Origin of the sequence: Phenylobacterium sp., assembly GCF_031181185.1 — a bacterium.
Lineage (GTDB): Bacteria > Pseudomonadota > Alphaproteobacteria > Caulobacterales > Caulobacteraceae > Phenylobacterium.
This window is the reverse complement of the sequence record NZ_JAPSKZ010000057.1, coordinates 1-20244: the sequence shown is the minus strand read 5'-3', so window position 1 is coordinate 20244 and position 20244 is coordinate 1. Positions and strand designations below refer to the sequence as shown.

Genomic DNA, 20244 nt, shown 5'->3' with positions numbered 1-20244 from the left:
GATCAACCGCTTCGACTACGACGGCGACTACGGGACGGTGCTGAACCGGTTCCTCATGCAGGCGGCCGTAGGCTATCCGCTGACCGTCCACGGCGCCGGCGGCCAGACCCGGGCCTTCATCAACATCCAGGACACGGTCCGCTGCGTGGAGCTGGCGCTGGCCCACCCGCCCGAGCGGGGCGAGCGGGTGAAGGTGATGAACCAGATGACCGAATGCTGGCGGGTCCGCGATCTTGCCCGCATGGTCGCCCGCCTGGCCGGGGCCGAAGTGGCCCACCTGGCCAACCCGCGCGTCGAGGCCGACGAGAACGAACTCGCCGTCGAGAACGGCCGCCTGTTGGGCTACGGCCTGGACCCGATCACGCTGGAGGACGGCCTGCTGCTGGAGGTCGCCGAGATCGCCCGGGCCTACGCCCACCGGGCCGACCTCACCAAGATCCCTTGCGTCTCGGCGTGGAACGCCGAGCGGGCCCAGGCGCTGGCCAGCCATCAGGCCAAGGTCGCGGCGGAGTAGCGCTTGCGCCTGTTCGTCTTCGGCTACGGCTTCGCGGGCTCTGCGCTCGCCCGGCGGCTGAAGGCCGAGGGCTGGGACGTGGTGGCGACCCATCGCAGCGCGCCGGACGCCCTGGTCGCAGACGGCGTGACGCCCATCCACGTGGACGACGGCAAAGGCCTTGTCCGCGCTCTGGCCGAAACCCAGGCGCTTCTGCTGACCGCGCCGCCGGGACCAGAAGGATGTCCGGGCCTCAACACCCTGGTCCCGGCCCTCGCCCAGGCCGGCGCCTTTCCGGACTGGGTCGGGTATCTCTCAACCACCGGCGTCTATGGTGACCGGCGCGGCGGCTGGGTCACCGAGCGCAGCGTTCTGGCCGCCCAGTCGATTGAAGGCGCGCGGCGGGTCGCCGCCGAACGCGACTGGCTGGAGGTGGGCCGCGGCATGGGGCTGACGGTCACGGTCTTCCGCCTGCCGGGCATCTATGGTCCGGGCCGCTCGGCCTTCGACCGGCTGCGCGAGGGCAAGGCGCGGCGGATCACGGCGCCCGGCCAGGTGTTCTCCCGCATCCACGTGGACGACCTGGCGGCGGGGCTCGCGGCCTCCATCGCCAGGCCGCGGGCCGGCGGGATCTACAATCTCTGCGACGACGAGCCGGCGCCGAACCTGGACGTGATCGCCCACGCGGCGAAGCTGCTGGGGGTGGAGCCCCCGCCGGAGATCAGGCTGGAAGAAGCCAAGCTGCCGCCCGCCGCGATGCGCTTCTACGCCGAGAGCAAACGCGTTTCGAACGCGCTCGCCAAGGCCGAACTCGGCTGGCGGCCGGCCCACCCGACGTATCGCGAGGGCCTCGCTTCCATCCTCGCGGCGGGCGCTTAGGCGGCGCGGGCCTGGCGCACCGAAGAGACGCCGATGCCGGCCAGGATCAGCACCATGCCGGCGGCATGGTAGGCGTGGAACGCCTCGCCCAGCATCAGGACCGCCAGCACCGCGCCGAAGATCGGCTGGAGGTGCAGGTACTGGCTGGCCCGGGCCGCGCCGACCAGCTCTACACCGCGGTTGAAGAACAGGTAGGACAAGAAGGACGGAAAGGCCGCCACATAAGCGATCCCCAGCAGCGCCTCGAGCGAAAGGACCGTGTGGCGTCCTGACGCGAGCTCGACTGCGTAGGGCGGCGCCAGCGCGACGATCGACACCAGGAAGGTCGCCCACAGCAGGCTGAGCGGATGAACGTCCGGCCGCCGCCGCAGGATCAGCGAATAGACCGCGTAGAGCACGACGCCGATCAGGATGAGGCCGTCGCCGGCGTTGAGGCCCAGGTGCAGCAGGTCCCACGGGCGGCCATGCGTAACCACCGCCAGCACGCCCACCAGCGAGAGCACCATGCCGGCCATCTGCCACCGGCTGACCCGGTCGCGCAGGGCCATCCAGCCGAACAGCATGACCAGCGGCGGGATGCCGGCCTGAACCACCACGCTGTTCAGCGCCGTCGTCGTCTCGAGCCCATAGTAGAGCAGCACGCCGAAGCTCGCGACGCCCATGAGGGCCAGGGCGACGACCATGCGCCAACGCCGCAGCAGCAGCGAAGCGTCGCGCTTGAGGTGCGGCCAGGCCAGAGGCGTGACCAAGGCGAGCGCGAAGACCCAGCGCCAGAACGACAGGGCGAGCGGCGGCACGACGCCGGCGAGGGCGCGGCCGGCGATGGAATTTCCCGCCCAGAAGAGGACGGTCAGCGACAGGAGCAGCGGCGCGGCGCGCCAGAGGCCGGCGGGGTTCAGGAGACCAGCTCCTCCACCGCCGCGACCAGGCGGTCGATGTCCTGCGGCCGCGACAGCCGGTGGTCGCCGTCCTTGATCAGCGTGAAGACCACATCCGGCCCCTTGATCGCGTGGGCGAGCTGCAGCGCGTGGCTCCAGGGCACGTCGGGATCCTCGCCACCCTGGAGGATGCGCACCGGCGCCTCGATCGGGACCTCCTGCGCCTCCAGGATCGACCAGCGGGCGCCGTCTTCGAGCAGGGCCCGGGTGATCGGATAGGGTTCGCCGTACTCGGACGGCCTGAGCCACACGCCGTCCCGGGCAAGGTCCGCCAGGCCTTCGGGCGGGATCTCGGGCTTCATCAGCTTTTCGGTGAAGTCGGGCGCGGGGGCGATCAGCACCATGGCGTCAATCCGCTCCGGGACGGCCATCGCCACGAGACAGGCGATCCAGCCGCCCATCGACGAGCCCACCAGCACCACCGGGCCCTTGGTCAGCGCCTCCAGCACCGCCAGGGCGTCCTCTCGCCAGCGCGTGATCGTGCCAGCCTCGAAGGCGCCGGAGGACTCGCCGTGTCCGAGGTAGTCGAACCGCACATAGGCCCGGCCGTTCGCCAGCGCCCAGTCGGCCAGCGCCTGCGCCTTGGTCCCGGCCATGTCCGATTTGAAGCCGCCCAGCCACACCACTGCCGGGCCGCGGCCGTCGACCTTCCGCCAGGCCAAACGTTCGCCGTCCGGCCGTTCGAGATATCCGCTCGTCTCGCTCATGCGCGCCTCTTAGCAGGCCTCTTAGCAGCGGGGGGCAACTCAGTTTAGAGAAGCGTCGTGGCCCTACCTTCGGACTTCACCCTTCTGCAGGTCATCCCGGAGCTCGAGACGGGCGGCGCCGAGCAGAGCACGATCGATATCGCCCAGGCGGTGGTCCGGGCCGGCGGCACGTCGCTGGTCGCCACGCGCGGCGGACGCATGACCGCGCGGCTGATCTCGGACGGCGCTCGGCTGGCCCAAATGCCCGTGCAGACCAAGAACCCGCTCGTGATGCTTGGCAACGCCGCGCGCCTGGTGGCGCTGATCCGCCAGGAGAAGGTGTCGATCGTGCATGCGCGCAGCCGGGCGCCGGCGTTCTCGGCCCTGTGGGCGGCGCACGCCACCCGCACGCCGTTCGTGGCCACCTACCACGGCGTCTACAAGGCGCAGAGCGGGCTGAAGCGCTGGTACAACGCGGTCATGACCCGGGGCGACCTGGTGATCGCCAACTCCGACTACACCCGCGACCACGTGCTGGCCGAACACGGCGTGGATCCCGGCAAGGTGGTGACGATCCCGCGCGGCGTGGACTTCGACCGCTTCAATCCTTCGTTCGTGACGCCGAACCGCATCGAGGCCCTGCGCGCCGGCTGGGGACTGCCTCCGAACGATCCGCGCGTGAAGATCCTGCTGGCCGGACGCCTCACCCGCATCAAGGGCCACCTCACGATCATCGAGGCCGCTCGCCGGATGGCGGCGGAAGGCCGGAGCGACTTCGTGATCCTGTTCGCCGGCGACGACCAGGGGCGCACTGGCTACGCCGACGAGCTGCAGCAGGCGATCACTGAGGCCGGCCTTCAGGAGGCCGTAAGGATCGTCGGCCATTGTGACGACATGCCCGCGGCCTACCTGCTCGCCGACCTCGCCCTTCTGCCGACGACCGTGCCGGAATCCTTCGGCCGGGCGGCCGTCGAACCGCAGGCCATGTGCCGCCCGGTGATCGCCTCGAACCACGGCGGCGTCACCGAGACGGTCGTGGACGGGTTGACGGGCTGGCTGGTTCCGCCAGGCGAGCCGGAAGCGTGGGCCGCGGCCATCGCGCGCGCCGTGGATATCGGCCCCGGCAAGCGGATGGAGATGGGTCACGCGGGTCAGAAGCGCGCCCGCCAGCTCTATTCGGCCGAGGCCATGTGCGCCGCCACCCTCGCCGCCTATGAGCGCGTGCTCGAGGGTCGCGCCTGATGCCGCGCCAGGTGGACCGCATCCTGGTCATCAAGCTGTCCGCCCTGGGCGACTTCGTGCTGGCGCTGGCGGCCATGAAGAAGATCCGCGAAGCCCACCCGAAAGCCCACATCACGCTTCTTACGACGCCGCCGTTCGAGACGCTGGCGAAGGGCTGCCCCTACTTCAATGCGGTGGACACCGGCGGCCGGCCCGAAAGCTTCGCGGAGTGGATGGCGCTGCGCAAACGGCTGAAGGCCATGAACCTGACGCGGGTCTACGACCTGCAAACCTCGGCGCAGTCGAACCGCATCTTCCAGCTGCTGCGTCCGGGCCCGCCGGCGTGGTCGGGCATCGCGTTCGGCTGCTCGCTGCCGCACAAGAACCCGCTGCGGAACCAGATGCACACGCTGGAACGCCAGGCCGACCAGCTGATGTACGCCGGCATCTGGCCCGACGCGCCGACCGAACCGGGCGCGGCGCCGCCGCCCGACCTCTCGTGGATCCTGAAGCGCGCGCCGGCCGAGCGCCCCGTGCCCGGCGCCGTGAAGCCGCGCCCCTACGTGATGTTCGTGCCGGGCGGCTCGGCCCATCGGCTGGAGAAGCGCTGGCCGCTCGAGAAATATTCCGAGCTGGCGCGCATCCTCTACTCCCGTGGCTTTGACATCGTGATCATCGGCGGTCCGCAGGAGACGGCGCTGGCCCACGCCATCCAGCGGCAGACGCCCAGGGCCCGCGACCTGACGGGCCGCACAGATTTCGAGCGCATCGCCATCCTGGGGGCCAAGGCCGCGCTGGCGGTCGGCAACGACACCGGCCCGCTGCATCTGGCGGCGGCCGCCGGCGCCCCCACGATCGTCATCTTCGGCAAGACCTCGGACCCGGCCTTGTCGGCGCCGCGCGGCCGCGTGGCAATCCTCCAGGCCGACAACCTGGCCGACCTGAGTGTGGCCCAGGTGGCGCAGGCGGCCAATTCTCTGGCCCCTGCTCCCTCTGCGCGACCTTGATACGGCAGTAAGCCTTCGTCATATACTGAGCTCACGCCCGGAGCGCTCGATGCGCGCCGGCGTTTTTGCGTTTCAACAGATCAGGAGCACTGCCTATTCGCCGCCCCATGCAAGCGCCGCCCGTCAAGGAAGGGCCGCGCATGAACGAAGAGATCCGCGTCCCCCGCGTCCTGCTCATCGACCAGCACGGTGAGAAGCAGGGCGTGATGCCCACCTCCGCCGCCATCGAGGCCGCCGAGGAAGCTGGCCTGGACCTGGTGGAGATCGTCCCCAACGCGGATCCGCCCGTCTGCAAGATCTTGGACTACGGCAAGTTCAAGTTCCAGGAGCAGAAGAAGAAGAACGAGGCGCGCAAGCGGCAGAAGATCGTCGAGATCAAAGAGATCAAGCTCCGGCCGAACATCGACCAGCACGACTACGAAGTGAAGGCGCGGTCGATGCACCGCTTCTTCGAGGAAGGCGACAAGGTGAAGATCACCCTGCGCTTCCGCGGCCGTGAGCTGGCCCACCCCGAGCTCGGCATGAAGCTGCTGCAGAAGGTGAAGGCCGACTTCGAGCCGGTCGCCAAGGTCGAGTACGAGCCCCGCATGGAGGGCCGTCAGATGATCATGATCCTGGCGCCGCGCTGAGTCCGGACAGGTGATCCGCAGGACCTTCGGAATTCTGGGAGCGGCCGTCCTCGGGGCGGCCGCTTTCTTCATGCCCGCAGCGGCCCAGGAAGCCGGCAATCAGCCGGTGAAGCCGTTTCAGATCGCCGACGGCGTCTGGTGGGTCGGCGCCTCCGACGTCGCCTCGTACCTGATCCAGAGCAACAAGGGCCTAATCCTCATCGATGGCGGCTACGAAAGCACCGCGCCGCAGATCCTGAACAACATCCGCCGCCTGGGCTTCGACCCCAAGCAGGTGAAGATCATCCTGAACAGCCACGCGCACCTGGACCACGCCGGCGGCATCGCCGCCCTGAAGGCCGCGACCGGCGCGAAGGTCCTGGTCAGCGCCGAGGACGGCAAGCTGATGGCGCGCGGCGGCAAGGGCGACTTCTTCCTCGGCGACCGCTACGCCTATCCTCCCCTCAAGCCGGATGGGTCGCTCCGGGACGGCCAGAAGGTGAAGCTGGGCGAGCGGACGCTGACCGCCCGCCTCACGCCGGGCCACACGCGGGGCTGCACCACCTGGACCTTGCCGGTGACGATCGCGGGACAGGTGCGGCAAGCGATGATCCTGTGCTCGAACAGCGTCCTTCCCGGGTACCGCCTGACGGGCCAGGAGAGCTATCCTGGGATCGCTGCCGACTACGAAAAGAGCTACCGCTTCTGGCGCAGCGCGCCTTGCGACGTGTTCCTGGCGAGCCACGCGCAGTTCTTCCGCGCAGCGGAGAAGGCCAAGTCCGGCGAGGCCGACGCCTTCGTCGACCCGGAGGGCTGCAAAGCCTTCTTCGAGCGGGGCTACGCCGCCTTTCGAGCCGAACTGGCGAAGCAGCAGGCGGCGCAGCGTTAGACGCTAGACGCGGATGTCGAGCACCGCGCCCTTCCTGGAGTCCTTGACCGAGTCCGCGGCCACGGCGGTGGCGGTCAGTTCCGAGACCTTCTGGGCCGCCTTGTTGGCCGCCTGATCGGCCTTCTCGTTGCGGAGGGCCTGGCCGCGGTTGGCGACGGGCGGCAGGTGCGCCTGGGCCGCCGCGGGCCCGACGGACGAAATGCTCGACATTCTTCGTCTCCCTGGCCGCGGTTCGCGGCTGAGGAGCCCCGAAATAGAGCATCGCGGGTAACCCGCCTTTAAGACTTGCGGTGAATCACGCGGAAAGCATGCGGCGCCGGAGACACAGGCCGATGACCGCGGCTCACGCGCCGGTTGCCGCGCCGACCTCCCGGACCTAACTCAACTCGCATGTCCCAACCTGCGCTGCGGGAGGCGGCTCCTCCGCAGGCGTCGCAGGCCCGTTCCGTCCTGATCGCCGTCCGGGGCCCGTCGTGAGCGAGGTCGAGGAACGCCGCGCGCTGATCGTCCTGCTGGGGGTCATCTTCCTGATGATCGCCGGGTTCGGCCTGGTCATTCCGCTCCTGCCCTTCTTCGCCCAGGCGTTCGACGCGCCGGCCTGGCAGGTCACCCTGCTGTTCTCGACGTTCTCGGTCGGGCAGTTCCTGGGCGAGCCGTTCTGGGGCCGCCTCTCCGATCGCATCGGCCGGCGGCCGGTGCTCATCGCCACCATCGCCATGGTCGGCGTTAGCTACGCGGCGCTCGCCTTCGCACCGAACATCGGCTGGGCGTTCGCGATCCGCTTCTTCAACGGCTTCTTCGCCGGCAACATCTCGACGCTGCAGGGCGCGCTGGCCGACATCACGCCGCCCGAGAAGCGGGCGCAGCGGATGGGGATCATGGGCGCAGCGTTCAGCGCGGGCTTCACCACTGGGCCCGCCATCGGCGGCCTGCTGGCCCAGCCCAACCGCGGCGCGCTAGGCTTCCAGCTGCCGCTGCTGGTGGCCGCCGGGTTCGCGCTCGCCTCGGCGCTCGCCGTGGTGCTCCTGGTGCGCGAGCGCCGGTCGGATGCTGCGCCCCTGCCGCGCGGCCCCAAGCCGGCCCGCGTCCGCGACGCCTTCGCCCATCCGGTCATCAGTCGGGTGGTGATGATCAGCTTCATCGTGGTGGTGGGCTTCGCCGGGATCGAGGCGACCTACGGCCTCTGGACCGAGCGCCGGTTCGGCTGGGGTCCGCGCCAGATCGGCTTGGCCTTCATGGTCATCGGCGTGCTGGGCGCCGTCTGTCAGGGGTGGCTGTCGGGGCGCTTGGCGAGACGCCACGGCGAGGCCTGGACGCTGACGGCCGGGCTCGTGTTCATGGGCCTGGGGCTCGTGACACAGGGGCTGTCGCCCACCTGGCCGGTGGCGTTGATCGGCTTCGCGTTCGTGTGCCTGGGCCAGTCGATCTGCTTCCCGAACGTCTCGGCGCTGATCTCGCGGGCTGCGCCGGCGCACCGGCAGGGCGAGATGCTGGGCCTGAACATGAGCGGCATGGCGCTGGCTCGGATCGGCGGACCGGTGCTGGCGGGCCAGCTGTTCTCGCACGTGGCGCCCGGTTCGGTGTTCGCGTTCTCGGCGCTGCTGATCCTGCCGGCGCTGTGGTTCGCGGTGCAGGTGAAGGGCCAGGTCGCCCGCCTGGCCTAGTTGCTTTTCGGCCGGCTTTCCCGTATTAGCCCGCCCCTTCGGAACCGCCTGGCCCCAAGGCATGCCATGGCGGTTCATCAACACGACCAGAGGACGGGGCGTTCGCGCCTCGAGTGAAATGCCGAAACTGAAGACCAAGTCGGGCGTGAAAAAGCGCTTCAAGATGACGGCGACCGGCAAGCTGAAAGCCGGCGTGGCCGGCAAGCGCCACCGCCTCATCAGCCACAACGGCAAGTACATCCGTCAGAACCGTGGGACCAAGGTGATGTCCGAACAGGACACCAAGATCATCAAGTCCTGGCTCCCCTACGGCCTCTAAGGAGAACTGACAGATGGCTCGCGTTAAACGCGGCGTGACCGCTCACGCCAAGCACAAGAAGGTTCTCGAGCAAGCCAAGGGCTTCTACGGGCGCCGCAAGAACACCATCCGCGCCGCCAAGGCGGCCGTGGACAAGGCCGGCCAGTACGCCTATCGCGACCGGAAGGTCCGCAAGCGCAACTTCCGCTCGCTGTGGATCCAGCGGATCAACGCCGCGGCGCGCCTGGAAGGCTTCACCTACTCGCAGTTTATCCACGGCCTTGAGAAGGCCGGGATCGAAATGGACCGCAAGGTCCTCGCCGACGTCGCCGGCGCAGATCCGGTCGCCTTCAAGGCCATCGCCGACAAGGTTCGCGCCGCGCTGGCTTAAGGCTTCGGGTCGTTACGATCCCATCGCTTTGAAGAGCCCTCCGGCCGAACCGCCGGAGGGCTTTTTGCTGCCTTCCGCTCATGACCAACCTCCTCTAGAGCAACCGCCGTCATGACAGACCTTTCCCAACTGCAGGCCGGGCTCCTCAGCCGCATCGAGGCCGCGCAGGACATCGCCGCCCTCGAGGCCGTCCGCGTCGAGGCGCTGGGCAAATCCGGCTCCATTTCCGAGATGCTCAAAGGCCTGGGCAAGATGAGCCCGGACGAGCGCCGCGAGCAGGGCCCGAAGATCAATGGCCTGCGTGACGCCGTCGCCACCGCCATCGCCGACAAGAAGGCCGCCCTGGAAGCCGCCGAGCTGGACGCCAAGCTCGCCGCCGAGCGCGTCGACCTCACCCTGCCGCCCTCGCCCGAACGCCGCGGCCGCGTGCATCCGACGATGCAGGTGATGGACGAGATGATCGCTGTCTTCGCGGACATGGGCTTCGCGCTCGCCGAAGGTCCGGACATCGAGGACGACTTCCACAACTTCACCGCCCTGAACTTCCCGCCCAAGCACCCGGCGCGGGAGATGCACGACACCTTTTGGCTGCGCGAAGACCAGACCGGCGAACGCAAGCTGCTGCGGACGCACACCAGCCCCGTGCAGGTGCGCGTGATGCGCCAGGGCAACGAGAAGCTGCCGGCCTGGATCGCCAACGGCCAGGAGCCGCCGATCCGGGTGATCGTGCCGGGCCGGGTCTATCGCTCGGATTCCGACGCCACCCACACGCCGATGTTCCATCAGCTGGAAGGGCTGGTGATCGACCGCAACATCCACATGGGCCACCTGAAGTGGACGCTGGACGCCTTCACCCGTCGGTTCTTCGAGACCGATGCGGTCGTCACGCGCTTCAGGCCGCATCACTTCCCGTTCACCGAACCCTCCTGCGAGATGGACGTGCAGTGCGACCGTTCGGGCGGCTCGGTGAAGATCGGCCAGGGCTCGGACTGGCTGGAGATTCTGGGCGGCGGGATGGTGCATCCCAACGTGCTGAGGAACTGCGGCCTGGACCCCGACGAATGGCAGGGCTTCGCCTTCGGCCTCGGCGTCGATCGTCTGGGGATGCTGAAGTACGGCATGCCCGACCTGCGTGACATGTTCGGCTCGGACGTGCGCTGGCTCGAGCACTGGGGCTTCTCGGCCTTCCAGGCGCCCAACCCGGCCACCGGCCTGAGCTAGGAGAGGCAAGCGTATGAAGTTCACCCTCTCCTGGCTGAAGGAGCACCTGGAGACCGACGCCACCGTCGAGCAGGTGGTCGAGGCTATGACCATGGCCGGGCTCGAGGTGGAGTCCGTCGAGGACCCCGCCGCCAAGCTCGGCAAATTCACGGTCGCCAAGATCGTGGAGGCCGTGCAGCACCCGAACGCCGACAAGCTCCGCGTCTGCCAGGTCGAGACGAAGGACGGCAGGCTGGAGATCGTCTGCGGCGCGCCGAACGCGCGGGCGGGGCTGACGACCATCTACGCCCCGATCGGCGCCTATGTGCCAGGCTCGGGCATCACGCTGGAGGCGCGACCGGTCCGCGGCGTGGTCTCCAACGGCATGCTTTGCTCGGCCAAGGAGCTGGAGGTGGCCGAGGAGTCCGACGGCATCGTCGAACTTCCGGACGAGCTTCCGGTGGGCGCTAGCGCGGCCGAGGCCTTCGGACTGGAAGCGGTGATCGACTTCGAGGTGACGCCGAACCGGCCCGACTGGCTGGGCGTGCGCGGCATCGCTCGCGATCTCGCCGCCGCCGGGCTCGGCAAGCTGAAGCCCGAAACGGTCCCGGAGGTGAAGGGCAGCTTCCCCTGCCCGGTGGATATCCGCGTCGATGGCGACGCCTGCCCGACCCTCGCGGGCCGGCTGATCCGCGGCGTGAAGAACGGCCCCTCGCCGGCCTGGCTGCAGCAGCGGCTGACCAGCATCGGTCTTCGGCCCATCAACACGCTCGTCGATATCACCAACTACATCACCTACGACCGCGCCCGACCGCTGCACGTCTATGACCGCGCGCTGATGGTGGGCGATGTGATCGAGGCGCGCATGGGCAAGGGCCCTGCCGAACCGTCGGGCGAGGACCAGCCGACGCCGCACGCCCACAAGGATGAGCAGCTGATCGCGCTGGACGGCAGGACCTACGACCTGACGCCCGAGATGAGCGTCATCGCCGACGCCGACGGGCAGCGTCCGATCGGCATCGGCGGCGTCATGGGCGGCGAGTCCACCGGCTGCTCCGAGGCCACGACGGACGTGTTCCTGGAGTGCGCCTGGTTCGACCCGATCCGCACCGCCCAGACGGGCCGCATCACCGGCATCAACTCCGACGCCCAATACCGCTTCGCCCGCACGGTGGACCCGCAGTCGGTCGTGCCCGGCATCGAACTGGCGACAGCGATGATCCTAGAGCTGTGCGGCGGCGAGGCGTCCGAGCTGCGCGTCGCCGGCCAGGCGCCGCCGCCGCCCGCGCCGATCGCTTTCGACCGCGCGTATGTGAAGAAGCTGTCCGGCCTAGACCTGCCGGCCGCCGAGATCGACCGCATCCTCACCGACCTCGGCTTCAAGGTGGAAGGCGACCAAGTCACCCCGCCCAGCTGGCGGCGCGACGTGGAGGGCAAGGCCGACCTCGTGGAGGAGATCGCCCGCATCGCCGGTTACGACAAGCTGCCGGCCGAGCCCCTTCCCGAGATCGCCGCGACTTCCGGCGGCGTGCTGACCCTGCGCCAACGGCGCATGCGCGACGCCCGCCGCACCCTGGCGGCGCGCGGCTATTCCGAGGCCATCACCTGGAGCTTCCTGCGCCAGGCGTGGGCGGAGCTGTTCGGCGGCGGCCAGGCCGAGCTGGTCCTCGCCAATCCGATCGCCTCGGACCTGGACTGCATGCGGCCCTCGGCCCTGCCGAACCTGATCGAGGCTGCCGCGCGGAACGCGCGCCGGGGCTTCGCGGACGCAGCGCTGTTCGAGGTCGGTCCCAACTTCCGCGGCGACAAGCCGGCGGACCAGTGGAGCGCGGTGACCGCGCTGGTGGCGCCGCACGCCCCGAAGTCGTGGATGAAGGCCGCCGCCGATCCGCTATTCGAGCTAAAGGCCGACCTTCTGGCCCTGCTGGAAGAGGTGGGCGCGCCTCAACTGCAGGTCATCCAGGGCCAGAACTCGGCCTGGTGGCACCCCGGCCGCTCGGCCCGGCTGCAGCTGGGGCCGAAAGTGGTGGTCGCCGAATTCGGCGAGCTGCACCCGCAGGTGCTGAAGGCCCTCGACGCCGGCGGTCCCATGCTGGCCTTCGAGCTGAACCTCGACGCCCTCCCTGAGCCCAAGAAGAAGGGGGTGAAGACGAAGGCCGCGCTGGAGCTGTCGTCCCTGATGCCGCTGAAGCGCGACTTCGCCTTCGTGGTTGACCAGGCGACGCCTGCCGGCGACTTGGTGCGCCCCATCGCCGGCGCCGACAAGCAACTGATCGCCGACGTGCGCGTGTTCGACGTCTACCAGGGCCCGGGCGTGCCCGAGGGGCACAAGTCGGTCGCCATCGAAGTCGTCGTGCAGCCGCGGGACAAGACCCTGACCGACGCCGAGATCGAGGCGCTGTCGGGCCGCATCGTCGCGGCTGCGGAGAAGGCCGTCGGCGCGAGGCTGCGGAGCTAGAGGGCGGCGAGCACCTCGCGGGCGAAGGCGGCCTCATCGAAGCGCATGCCCGCGGGGTCGAACCCGCGGCGGACGATCACCACGTTCCGGCTGGGCACGATGAAGACGTACTGCCCGCGGTTGCCGTTCATGGCGTAGGCGCCGGCCGGCAGGCCCTGGGCCTCGCCATAGAGCCAGAACGAGGCGCCGTACCCGGGACCGCTCGCCGGCTGGGCCGGCGCCGGCGTGGCGACGAAGCGCGACCAGCCGAAGGGCAGCAGCCGCTCGCCGTTCCAGACGCCGTCGTTCAGATAGAGCAGGCCCAGACGCGCCAGGTCTCGGGCCGTCGTCCACACCTGGCTCGAGAGGACATAGTTCCCCTGCCAGTCCGTCTCCGGCGTGGTGTGGGTCATGCCGATCTTCCAGAGAAGCTCGGTAAACGGGAAGTCGATGGCGGCCTGTCCGTCGCCGAGCGCCGCGCGGACGCTGCGGGCGGCCAGCAGGGTGTCGTTGTTGGCGTAACGGAAGCGGCTATCCGGGGCGGCTTCCATCGGCATCACGGTCGCCGTCTGAGTGACCAGTGCGCCGCCGACGTAGACCTCGTCCGTGCGGTTGCCGGGGCCGTCGGTCCACAGGCCCGAGCCCATGTGCAGCAGCTGGGCGAGCGTGATCTTCTTCCGTGGGTCGCCAGGCGCCTGCCACTCGGGGATCTTGGCTGGCTCCTCCACCTTCAGCAGGCCCAGATGGACGGCCCGGCCCACGACGGTGGCCGTCAGGCTCTTGGCGGCCGACCAGGTGCGTTGAGGCGTGTGGGGCGTGAAGTCGGCGCGATACTGCTCGGCGACGATACGGCCGTCCTTCACCACCACGACCGCCGTGGTCTTGGTCCCCGCGCCATAACTCGCGGAATCGAACGCCTTGGCGATGGCGGCCGTCAGCTTCGCGGAAGGTCTGGGCGCGATGCCGCGATCGCCATCAGGCCAGGCCCGCGCCTCGGCGTTCTTCGGCGGCTCCGCGCCCAACTTCGGCAGAACCCAGGCGGCCTCAGCCGAGGCGCCGACGGGCAGCTGGCTGCAGCCCAGTCCCGGCCGCCACGCGGCGATCCGCGGCGGCAGCTTATCGTCGAAGGCGACGCTGACGGTCTTTGCGTCGCGGTCGACCTCGGCTGGGAGGGTGCGGACCAGCCCCTGGTAGTCAGGATAGATCCCTTCCAGGTCGTCCTGCGCCACCTGTTCCGGTGTCATGCCGGCGTTGAACAGGTTGCTGCAGAGGAAGGCCGCCTTGTAGCCCGCGGCCAGGGCGCGAACGTGCGGGTCGGGCGCCGCGGCCGGCCCCGTCTGGGCCAGCGAGCTCAAGGGCATGGCGGCCGCAATCGCGGCGATCAGCATCAGGCGCACGAAAGGTCTCCTTCAACCAAGCCCATAGCGCTCGCTACCTAGCCGTGCAAAGCTCGAACCCTGTTCCGGGGGGAGCTGACATGACAGACACCGCCGCGGCCATTCCGGCCAGCCAGACCATCACGCTCGAGCAACGGGCGCATCTGCCTTCGTTCCTTGGCCTTAGCCTGAAGAACGGGCTCCTGAACCTCGTCACCCTGACGCTGTACCGCTTCTGGGGGAAGACCGAGGTCCGTCGGCGGGTGTGGAACACCACCGAGCTGAACGGCGAGCCTTTCGAATACACCGGCCGCGGCGTGGAGCTGTTCATCGGCTTCCTGCTGGCCTTGGTGGTGCTGGGGCTGCCGTTCCTGCTGATCGTGTTCGGGGCGCAGCTGCTGGGGCCGCTCACCGCCTTCCTCATCATCCTGCCGACCTACCTCTTCCTGTTCTTCCTGGTGGGGTTCGGGCAGTTCACGGCCTTCCGCTACCTGGCGAGCCGGACCACCTGGCGCGGGGTACGCTTCCTGCTGCGAGGGTCCGCGGCGGACTACGGCATGAAGTATCTCGGCTACATGTTGCTCTCCGGCGTCACGATGGGCTGGTTCTGGCCGGCCGCGGCGCGCCGGCTGGCGGCGCCGCTCTGGCACGGCCTGCGCTTCGGCGATCGCGTCTTCCGGTTCAGCCTCGACGACGCCCGCAAGGAGAAGGTCTACGGCGCGTTCGCGATCTTCTGGGTCGGCGCCCTGGTGAGCTACTTCCTGATCATGGGCTCGGCGTTCGCCTTGATCGGCGGGATGATGCCCGAGGCCCGGCCGGATGAGCCGCCGGCCCTATCGCTTGCGCTCATCGGCGCGCTCTACCTGGCGCTCGGCGTCTTCGCGCTAGTGGCCACGATCTTCTATGCGCCCTACCAGGCCGCCGCCCTACGGTCCGTCGCGGCGGGCATCAGCTTCGACGACGTGCGACTGAAGGTGCGGGTGCGCTGGCCGGCGATGGCTTGGCTGACGTTGAGCAACGCCGTCCTCCTCGTGGTCACGTTCGGCTTCCTGATGCCGTTCGTGCAGGCCCGCACGGCGCAGTTCCTGATTTCTCGGTTAGAGCCGATCGGCGATACCGATCTCAGCACGGTTCGGCAGTCGGCGGACGCTGGGCCACGTCATGGCGAGGGTCTGGCCGATGCGTTCGGCCTGTCGCCGATCTAGGCCTTGATCCAGGCCCGCTTCCACGACGGCCGGACGGCCGCCGCCCACACGGTCGATGTGGCGGCGGCGGATGGGACCCTGTCCTTCGCCGTGGCGGGGGAGCCCTTCGCCTGGCCTATCGCTGACCTGGACGTCGAGGAATTAGGAGATCGCGCGCGGCTGGCCCGGCCTGGCGACGCGGCGCGGCTGATCCTCTCGATCAAGGACTGGCGCACGTTGGCGCCCAGCCGGGGGCGGCGGCTGCGACGCCGCGAACTACGCCTGATCGCGGGCCTGACCTTGGCCGCTGCGGCGGTCTGCGCGGTGGTGTTCATCGGGGTGCCTGTGGCGTCCGGCCCGCTCGCCCGCGCGACCCCGGCCGCCTATGAGCGGCGAATGGGCGAGAGCTTCGAAGCCCAGATCGGCCTCGCGTTCAAACCCTGCGCCGGCGCCGCGGGACAGCAAGCCCTGCAGCGGCTGGCCGGACGCCTGGAGCAGGCGTCGGACAGCCCATTCGAGCTACGCGCCCGGGCCGTGCAGGCGTCGATGGCCAACGCCTTCGCCCTGCCCGGCGGGGCGATCCTGGTCACCGACGACCTCATCGAGATGGCCGAGAGCCCGGACGAACTCGCTGCGGTGCTGGCGCACGAAGCCGCCCACGTCGAGCGGCGACACGTCATGCAGGCGGTCTGGCGCTCCCTGGGCCTGGGCCTGATCCTGGACGCGGTGGTGGGCGGCGGCACGGGCGCCGGCCAGCAGGCCGTTCTGCTGGCCGGTTCGATCACCGACCTGCGCTACAGCCGGAAGGCCGAGCTCGAGGCGGACTCGCGCGGCCAAGCCCTGCTGAACCGCGCCGGCTTGTCCTCGGCCGGCATGGGACCGTTCTTCCGCCGGCTCGCCGAGGCCGCCGAGGGCGAGGGCCCGAAAGCGGCGGCGGTGCGAGAACTGATCTCCACCCATCCGGACACCGCCCGCCGCGCCGCGCTCAGCGACGCCCGCGCCCGGCCGGGGCCGCCCGCCTTCACCAGCGCGGAATGGGCCGCGATCAAGGCCGCCTGTCCGGCGGAGAAGCCGCGCCGCAGGCTGCTTCCGGGCTTCGGCTGAGAATCTCCGGACCGGCTGTCGAATCCGGCGGGGCCCGTGCGTCTCCCCGGTGACGCGCGCCTATGCGTCGGACACTCTCAACGCCCAGACGGGGGACGATCGATGAAGTACATGGTTCTGATCTACGATCCGGCCGACGGCTACGCCGGGCCTGATGGCCTGAGCTTACTCGACGACGTGGTGGCCAAGCACATGGCGCTCGCGGCCGAGCTGCGAAGCTCCGGGGTTATGGTGGATGGCGCAGGGTTGCAGGGCGTCGAGACCGCCACGACGGTCGTGCGCGCCGGCGGCGGGACGACCCTGCACGACGGCCCCTTCGCCGAGACGCGGGAGCACCTGGGCGGCTACTACGTGGTCGACGTGCCGGACCTCGACGCGGCCCTGGCCATCGCCCGTCGGGTGCCTGGCGTGGACGGGACCAAGATCGAAGTTCGCCCCGTGATGACGCACGACTGATGCGCGCCTTCGGCCAGGCGATCTCCGAGGCGCGACCGCGGGTCGTTGCGGCGCTCGCCGCACGCCTGCGCGACCTGGACCTCGCCGAGGAGGCCTTCGCCGACGCCTCCGCCGCCGCGCTCATCGCCTGGCCGCAGCAGGCGCCGCGGGACCCGTCTGCCTGGCTCTGGCGGGCGGCTCTGCGGCGGGCGATCGACGCCAAGCGGCGGGCGAGCGTGCGCGAGCGGGCCACCCTCGACGCGCCCGAGGGCCCGATCACGCCCGAGGAGGCGCTGCTGGCTGCGGACGATCCCATTCCCGACGAGCGCCTGCGGCTGATCTTCGTCTGCTGCCACCCGGCGCTGGCGCCCGATGCGCGGGCGGCCCTGACCTCGAAGGTCGTGTGCGGCCTCTCCACCGAGCGACTGGCGCGGGCCTTCTTCTGCGCCGAGCCCGCCATGCTGCAGCGGATCACCCGGGCCAAGAAGAAGATCGCCGTGGCAGGCGTTCCCTACGAAGTACCCGGCCCCGCCGCCTGGCCCGAGCGGCTGGAGGCGGTGCTGACGACGCTCGAGGTGGCCTACGCCCAGGCGTACGAGGACGCCGCCCTGGCGGGCGAGACGGCCGGCTTCGCTGAGGAGGTGCTGCGGTTGTCTGGTCTGCTCGCCGAACTCGCCCCGGGCGAACCCGAAGTCCTGGGATTGGCGGCGCTGGTGCGGTTCGCCGAAGCGAGGCGGCCGGCGCGCCTGGACGACAACGGGGCCATGGTCCCGCCGGAGCAACAGGACACAGGACTTTGGCGGCGCGACTTGATCGCCGCGGGCGCGGCCCTGCTCGACCGCGCGGCGGCGGCGAGGCGCAGCGGCCCGCGCCAGATGCTCGCGGCGATCCACGCCGCCCACTGCGCGCGCATCGAAGGCCGGCCGACCCCGTGGGCTGACATCGCCGCCCTGTACGAGGTCCTGGCCCAGGTGCGGCCCACCCCTGCCACGGCGGTCAACCGGGCGGTGGCTGTCGGCGAGGCGCGCGGCGCCGCGGTGGGCCTCGAGGCGCTGGCGCAGGTGACCGGCATGGAGGCCTGGCTGCCCTACCAGGCCGCGCGGGCCCACCTCTGCGCCCGAGCCGGACGACCGTCGGACGCCGCCCAGGCCTATCAGGCCGCCTTGGAGCTCGGCCCTGCCCTGGCCGAGCGGCTCTATCTTGAGCGGCGGTTGCGCGAGCTCGCCGCCTAAGAGGCTCGACTTACGCCGCGTCGGACCGTAACCGATGGGGCATGGACGCCGAGCTCCGCATCTCCGCTGCGCCGTTCCGGGATCCCCGCTACGCTCCGCGCCGGCTGGAGGTGGACGAGCGCCCGGGCGGCGAATTCGTCCTGACGAATCCCACGCCCTATTCCACCGAGCACCAGACCATGACCTCGGCGCTGGACCGATGGGCCATCACGGCGCCGGATCGCGTCTGGCTGGCCGAACGGTCGGGCGAGGGCTGGCGGACGGTGAGTTTCGGCGAGGCGCGCGAGCGGATCGGCGCGCTGGCCGCAGGGTTGCAGGACCTGGGGGTGGTGGGCGACCGCCCGCTGCTGATCCTGGCTCGCAATGGCATCGACCATGCGCTGATCTCGTATGCCGCCATGAGCCAGGGCATGCCCATCGCGCCGGTGTCGCCGCAGTACGGCCTGCCCGGCGCCAACCTGGCCAGGCTGGCGCACGCCTGTGAGGTGCTGAACCCCGCCGCGGTCTATACGGAGGACGCCGAGCTCTTCGCCGACGGCCTTTCGGCCGACGTGCTGGCTGATCTGCCGGTGATCGCGGGCGCCCAGGCGAAAGCTGGGCACACGCCGCTGGAACGGCTCTATCGGGAACGGCCCGCCGCTTTCAGCAACCGGCCTGACCAGCACGCGAAGTACCTGCTGACCTCGGGCTCGACGGGTCTCCCCAAGGCAGTGATCTGCGCGCATCGGGAGATCAGCCTGAACTCAGCCCAGATCGCCGCCTGTTTCGACGATCCCGACCCGCCGGTGCTGCTGCACTCCGCGCCCTGGAGCCACAGCCTGGGCGCCAACGCCATCCTGCACATGTGCCTGCACCGAGGCGGCACGCTCTACATCGACGCCGGCCAACCCACCGCCGCGCGGTTCGGCGAGACGGTTCGCAACCTGCGCGACGTGCAGCCCACCTACATGAACATGGTGCCCGCCGGCTGGATGCTGCTGGTGGACGAGCTGGAGCGTGACGAGGCGCTGGCCCGGAACTTCTTCTCCCGCCTGCGCCTGATGCAGTACGGCGGCGCGGCGCTTGGTCAGGCCACGGCCGACCGTATCCAGGCGGTGGCGGTGCGGACCGTCGGCGAGCGGATCAGCTTCTCCAGCGGCTACGGCGCGACCGAGACCGGCCCAACCGCCTGCAACGTCCACTGGCCGAACGCGCGCATGGGCATGATCGGACTGCCGATCCCTGGCACCTCGGTCCGGCTGGTCCCCGAGGCCGGCAAGCTGGACTTCCGGGTGAAGGGCCCGCAGGTCACCCGGGGCTATCTCGGCCGACCCGACCTCTCGGCTGCGGCCTTCGACGAGGAGGGCTTCTACCGCCTGGGCGACGCCGCGCGGTTCGTGGACCCGGCCGAACCGCGCGAAGGGATGGTCTTCGACGGGCGGTTGTCCGAGAACTTCAAGCTGGCCAGCGGCACGTTCGTGACCGTCGGCGACCTGCGCATCCGGGCGATCGGGGCGATCGGCGGCGCTGTGACAGATGCAGTGGTCTGCGGCGAAGGCGAGGCGGCGATAGGCCTGCTGCTGTATCCGAACCCGACCCTGGATCGCGCCGAAGTGGAGACCGCCGTCCGCGACGGCCTATCCCGCTACAACGTCCAGGCCGGCGTCGGGTCGAAGGTCGCCCGCGCGCTCGTGCTGCCCGGGCCGCCCGACCCGAATTCCGGCGAGATCACCGACAAGGGCTACATCGCCCAGAGCCTTGCGCGCGCCAAGCACGCCGAGGCCGCCCGCCGGCTCTACGCCGATCCTCCTTCCTCCGACGTGATGGTGTTCTGACGAATGAACGGCGCCGACGCCCTGATCTCCACCCTGGTGGCCAATGAGGTCACCGCCTGCTTCGCCAATCCCGGCACCAGCGAGATGCAGTTCGTGGCCGCGCTGGACGGCGTGCCGGCGATGCGGCCGGTGCTGTGCTTGTTCGAGGGCGTCGCGACGGGCGCGGCCGACGGCTACGGCCGGATCGCCGACAAGCCGGCCTGCACGCTGCTGCACCTGGGGCCCGGCTACGGCAACGGGGTAGCCAACCTGCACAACGCTCGGCGCGCCTTCACGCCCATCGTCAACGTGGTGGGCGATCACGCCACCTACCACCGGCAGTACGACGCCCCTCTGAACTCGGACATCGCGACGCTGGTCGCGCCGAACTCGATCTGGGTGAAGTCGG

Annotated in this window: 21 protein-coding genes; 17 read left to right on the top strand and 4 right to left on the bottom strand. The window is 70.0% G+C overall.

Translation table 11 applies throughout. From position 1 onward, the window contains the following. A partial coding sequence (locus RIF93_RS09215; RefSeq protein WP_375163866.1) for an NAD-dependent epimerase/dehydratase family protein occupies positions 1-514 on the top strand: 514 nt, incomplete at its 5' end. Between the two features lie 3 nt (positions 515-517). Next, entirely contained in the window at positions 518-1372 is an 855-nt protein-coding gene (locus RIF93_RS09210; RefSeq protein ID WP_309090591.1) for an SDR family oxidoreductase, read from the top strand. Here RIF93_RS09210 and RIF93_RS09205 read toward each other — a convergent pair. Both RIF93_RS09205 and RIF93_RS09200 read right to left on the bottom strand, forming a co-directional pair. Beyond that, positions 1369-2226: a DMT family transporter gene (locus tag RIF93_RS09205; protein WP_309090595.1), complete on the bottom strand. Its 858-nt coding sequence runs from the start codon at positions 2224-2226 to the stop codon at positions 1369-1371. The genes RIF93_RS09210 and RIF93_RS09205 overlap by 4 nt on opposite strands. A 41-nt stretch (positions 2227-2267) precedes the next feature. Further along, positions 2268-3017, bottom strand: coding sequence for an alpha/beta hydrolase (locus tag RIF93_RS09200; protein ID WP_309090590.1), 750 nt, complete (start codon positions 3015-3017; stop codon positions 2268-2270). Between the two features lie 57 nt (positions 3018-3074). Between RIF93_RS09200 and RIF93_RS09195 the strand changes: the two genes are divergently transcribed. The 4 genes from RIF93_RS09195 to bla all read left to right on the top strand — a co-directional run bounded on the left by RIF93_RS09195 (position 3075) and on the right by bla (position 6721). After that, positions 3075-4238 (top strand): glycosyltransferase family 4 protein, encoded by a 1164-nt coding sequence (locus RIF93_RS09195; protein WP_309090589.1) that lies wholly within the window; start codon positions 3075-3077, stop codon positions 4236-4238. Continuing rightward, positions 4238-5224, top strand: a complete 987-nt coding sequence (locus tag RIF93_RS09190; RefSeq protein WP_309090587.1) for a glycosyltransferase family 9 protein — start codon at positions 4238-4240, stop codon at positions 5222-5224. Before RIF93_RS09195 ends, RIF93_RS09190 begins: the two co-directional genes overlap by 1 nt. A 107-nt stretch (positions 5225-5331) precedes the next feature. Further along, positions 5332-5853, top strand: coding sequence for a translation initiation factor IF-3 (infC, locus tag RIF93_RS09185; protein WP_309090585.1), 522 nt, complete (start codon positions 5332-5334; stop codon positions 5851-5853). A 70-nt stretch (positions 5854-5923) separates the two neighbouring features. Then, positions 5924-6721 carry a subclass B3 metallo-beta-lactamase gene (gene bla / locus RIF93_RS09180; RefSeq protein WP_309090584.1) on the top strand — a complete coding sequence of 266 codons (798 nt, stop codon included), beginning with the start codon at positions 5924-5926 and terminating at the stop codon, positions 6719-6721. A 3-nt stretch (positions 6722-6724) separates the two neighbouring features. Here bla and RIF93_RS09175 read toward each other — a convergent pair whose 3' ends face one another. Then, positions 6725-6931, bottom strand: a complete 207-nt coding sequence (locus RIF93_RS09175; protein ID WP_309090582.1) for a hypothetical protein — start codon at positions 6929-6931, stop codon at positions 6725-6727. A gap of 263 nt (positions 6932-7194) precedes the next feature. On the opposite strand from RIF93_RS09175, the gene RIF93_RS09170 reads away from it, so the two are divergent. The 5 genes from RIF93_RS09170 (at position 7195) to pheT (ending at position 12732) form a co-directional block, all read left to right on the top strand. Next, on the top strand, positions 7195-8385 hold the full coding sequence (locus RIF93_RS09170; RefSeq protein ID WP_309090580.1) for an MFS transporter: 1191 nt from the start codon (positions 7195-7197) through the stop codon (positions 8383-8385). 118 nt (positions 8386-8503) lie between these two features. Next, a complete protein-coding gene (gene rpmI, locus RIF93_RS09165; protein WP_257837225.1) occupies positions 8504-8704 on the top strand; it encodes a 50S ribosomal protein L35 in 201 nt (66 codons plus the stop codon). A gap of 13 nt (positions 8705-8717) precedes the next feature. After that, complete coding sequence (gene rplT / locus RIF93_RS09160; RefSeq protein ID WP_309090578.1) at positions 8718-9074, top strand: 50S ribosomal protein L20; 357 nt, start codon at positions 8718-8720, stop codon at positions 9072-9074. A 111-nt stretch (positions 9075-9185) separates the two neighbouring features. Further along, positions 9186-10295 carry a phenylalanine--tRNA ligase subunit alpha gene (pheS, locus tag RIF93_RS09155; RefSeq protein ID WP_309090577.1) on the top strand — a complete coding sequence of 370 codons (1110 nt, stop codon included), beginning with the start codon at positions 9186-9188 and terminating at the stop codon, positions 10293-10295. A gap of 13 nt (positions 10296-10308) precedes the next feature. Continuing rightward, the gene (pheT, locus tag RIF93_RS09150; RefSeq protein WP_309090575.1) at positions 10309-12732 is read left to right on the top strand and encodes a phenylalanine--tRNA ligase subunit beta; all 2424 of its coding nucleotides are present in this window, start codon (positions 10309-10311) and stop codon (positions 12730-12732) included. Here pheT and RIF93_RS09145 read toward each other — a convergent pair. Beyond that, a complete protein-coding gene (locus RIF93_RS09145) occupies positions 12729-14099 on the bottom strand; it encodes a serine hydrolase (protein ID WP_309090593.1) in 1371 nt (456 codons plus the stop codon). The genes pheT and RIF93_RS09145 overlap by 4 nt on opposite strands. Before the next feature lie 89 nt (positions 14100-14188). Between RIF93_RS09145 and RIF93_RS09140 the strand changes: the two genes are divergently transcribed. From RIF93_RS09140 to RIF93_RS09115, 6 genes are all read left to right on the top strand, one after another. Then, positions 14189-15292, top strand: a complete 1104-nt coding sequence (locus tag RIF93_RS09140; RefSeq protein WP_309090573.1) for a DUF898 family protein — start codon at positions 14189-14191, stop codon at positions 15290-15292. A 3-nt stretch (positions 15293-15295) separates the two neighbouring features. After that, on the top strand, positions 15296-16375 hold the full coding sequence (locus tag RIF93_RS09135; protein WP_309090571.1) for a M48 family metallopeptidase: 1080 nt from the start codon (positions 15296-15298) through the stop codon (positions 16373-16375). Between the two features lie 102 nt (positions 16376-16477). Beyond that, positions 16478-16831 (top strand): YciI family protein, encoded by a 354-nt coding sequence (locus RIF93_RS09130; RefSeq protein WP_309090569.1) that lies wholly within the window; start codon positions 16478-16480, stop codon positions 16829-16831. Next, positions 16831-18042 carry a DUF6596 domain-containing protein gene (locus RIF93_RS09125; protein ID WP_309090567.1) on the top strand — a complete coding sequence of 404 codons (1212 nt, stop codon included), beginning with the start codon at positions 16831-16833 and terminating at the stop codon, positions 18040-18042. Before RIF93_RS09130 ends, RIF93_RS09125 begins: the two co-directional genes overlap by 1 nt. Positions 18043-18083: 41 nt before the next feature. Continuing rightward, entirely contained in the window at positions 18084-19856 is a 1773-nt protein-coding gene (locus tag RIF93_RS09120; protein ID WP_309090565.1) for a feruloyl-CoA synthase, read from the top strand. Positions 19857-19859: 3 nt separating this feature from the next. After that, positions 19860-20244 (top strand): thiamine pyrophosphate-binding protein (locus tag RIF93_RS09115; RefSeq protein ID WP_309090564.1); only part of this gene is annotated, 385 nt, incomplete at its 3' end.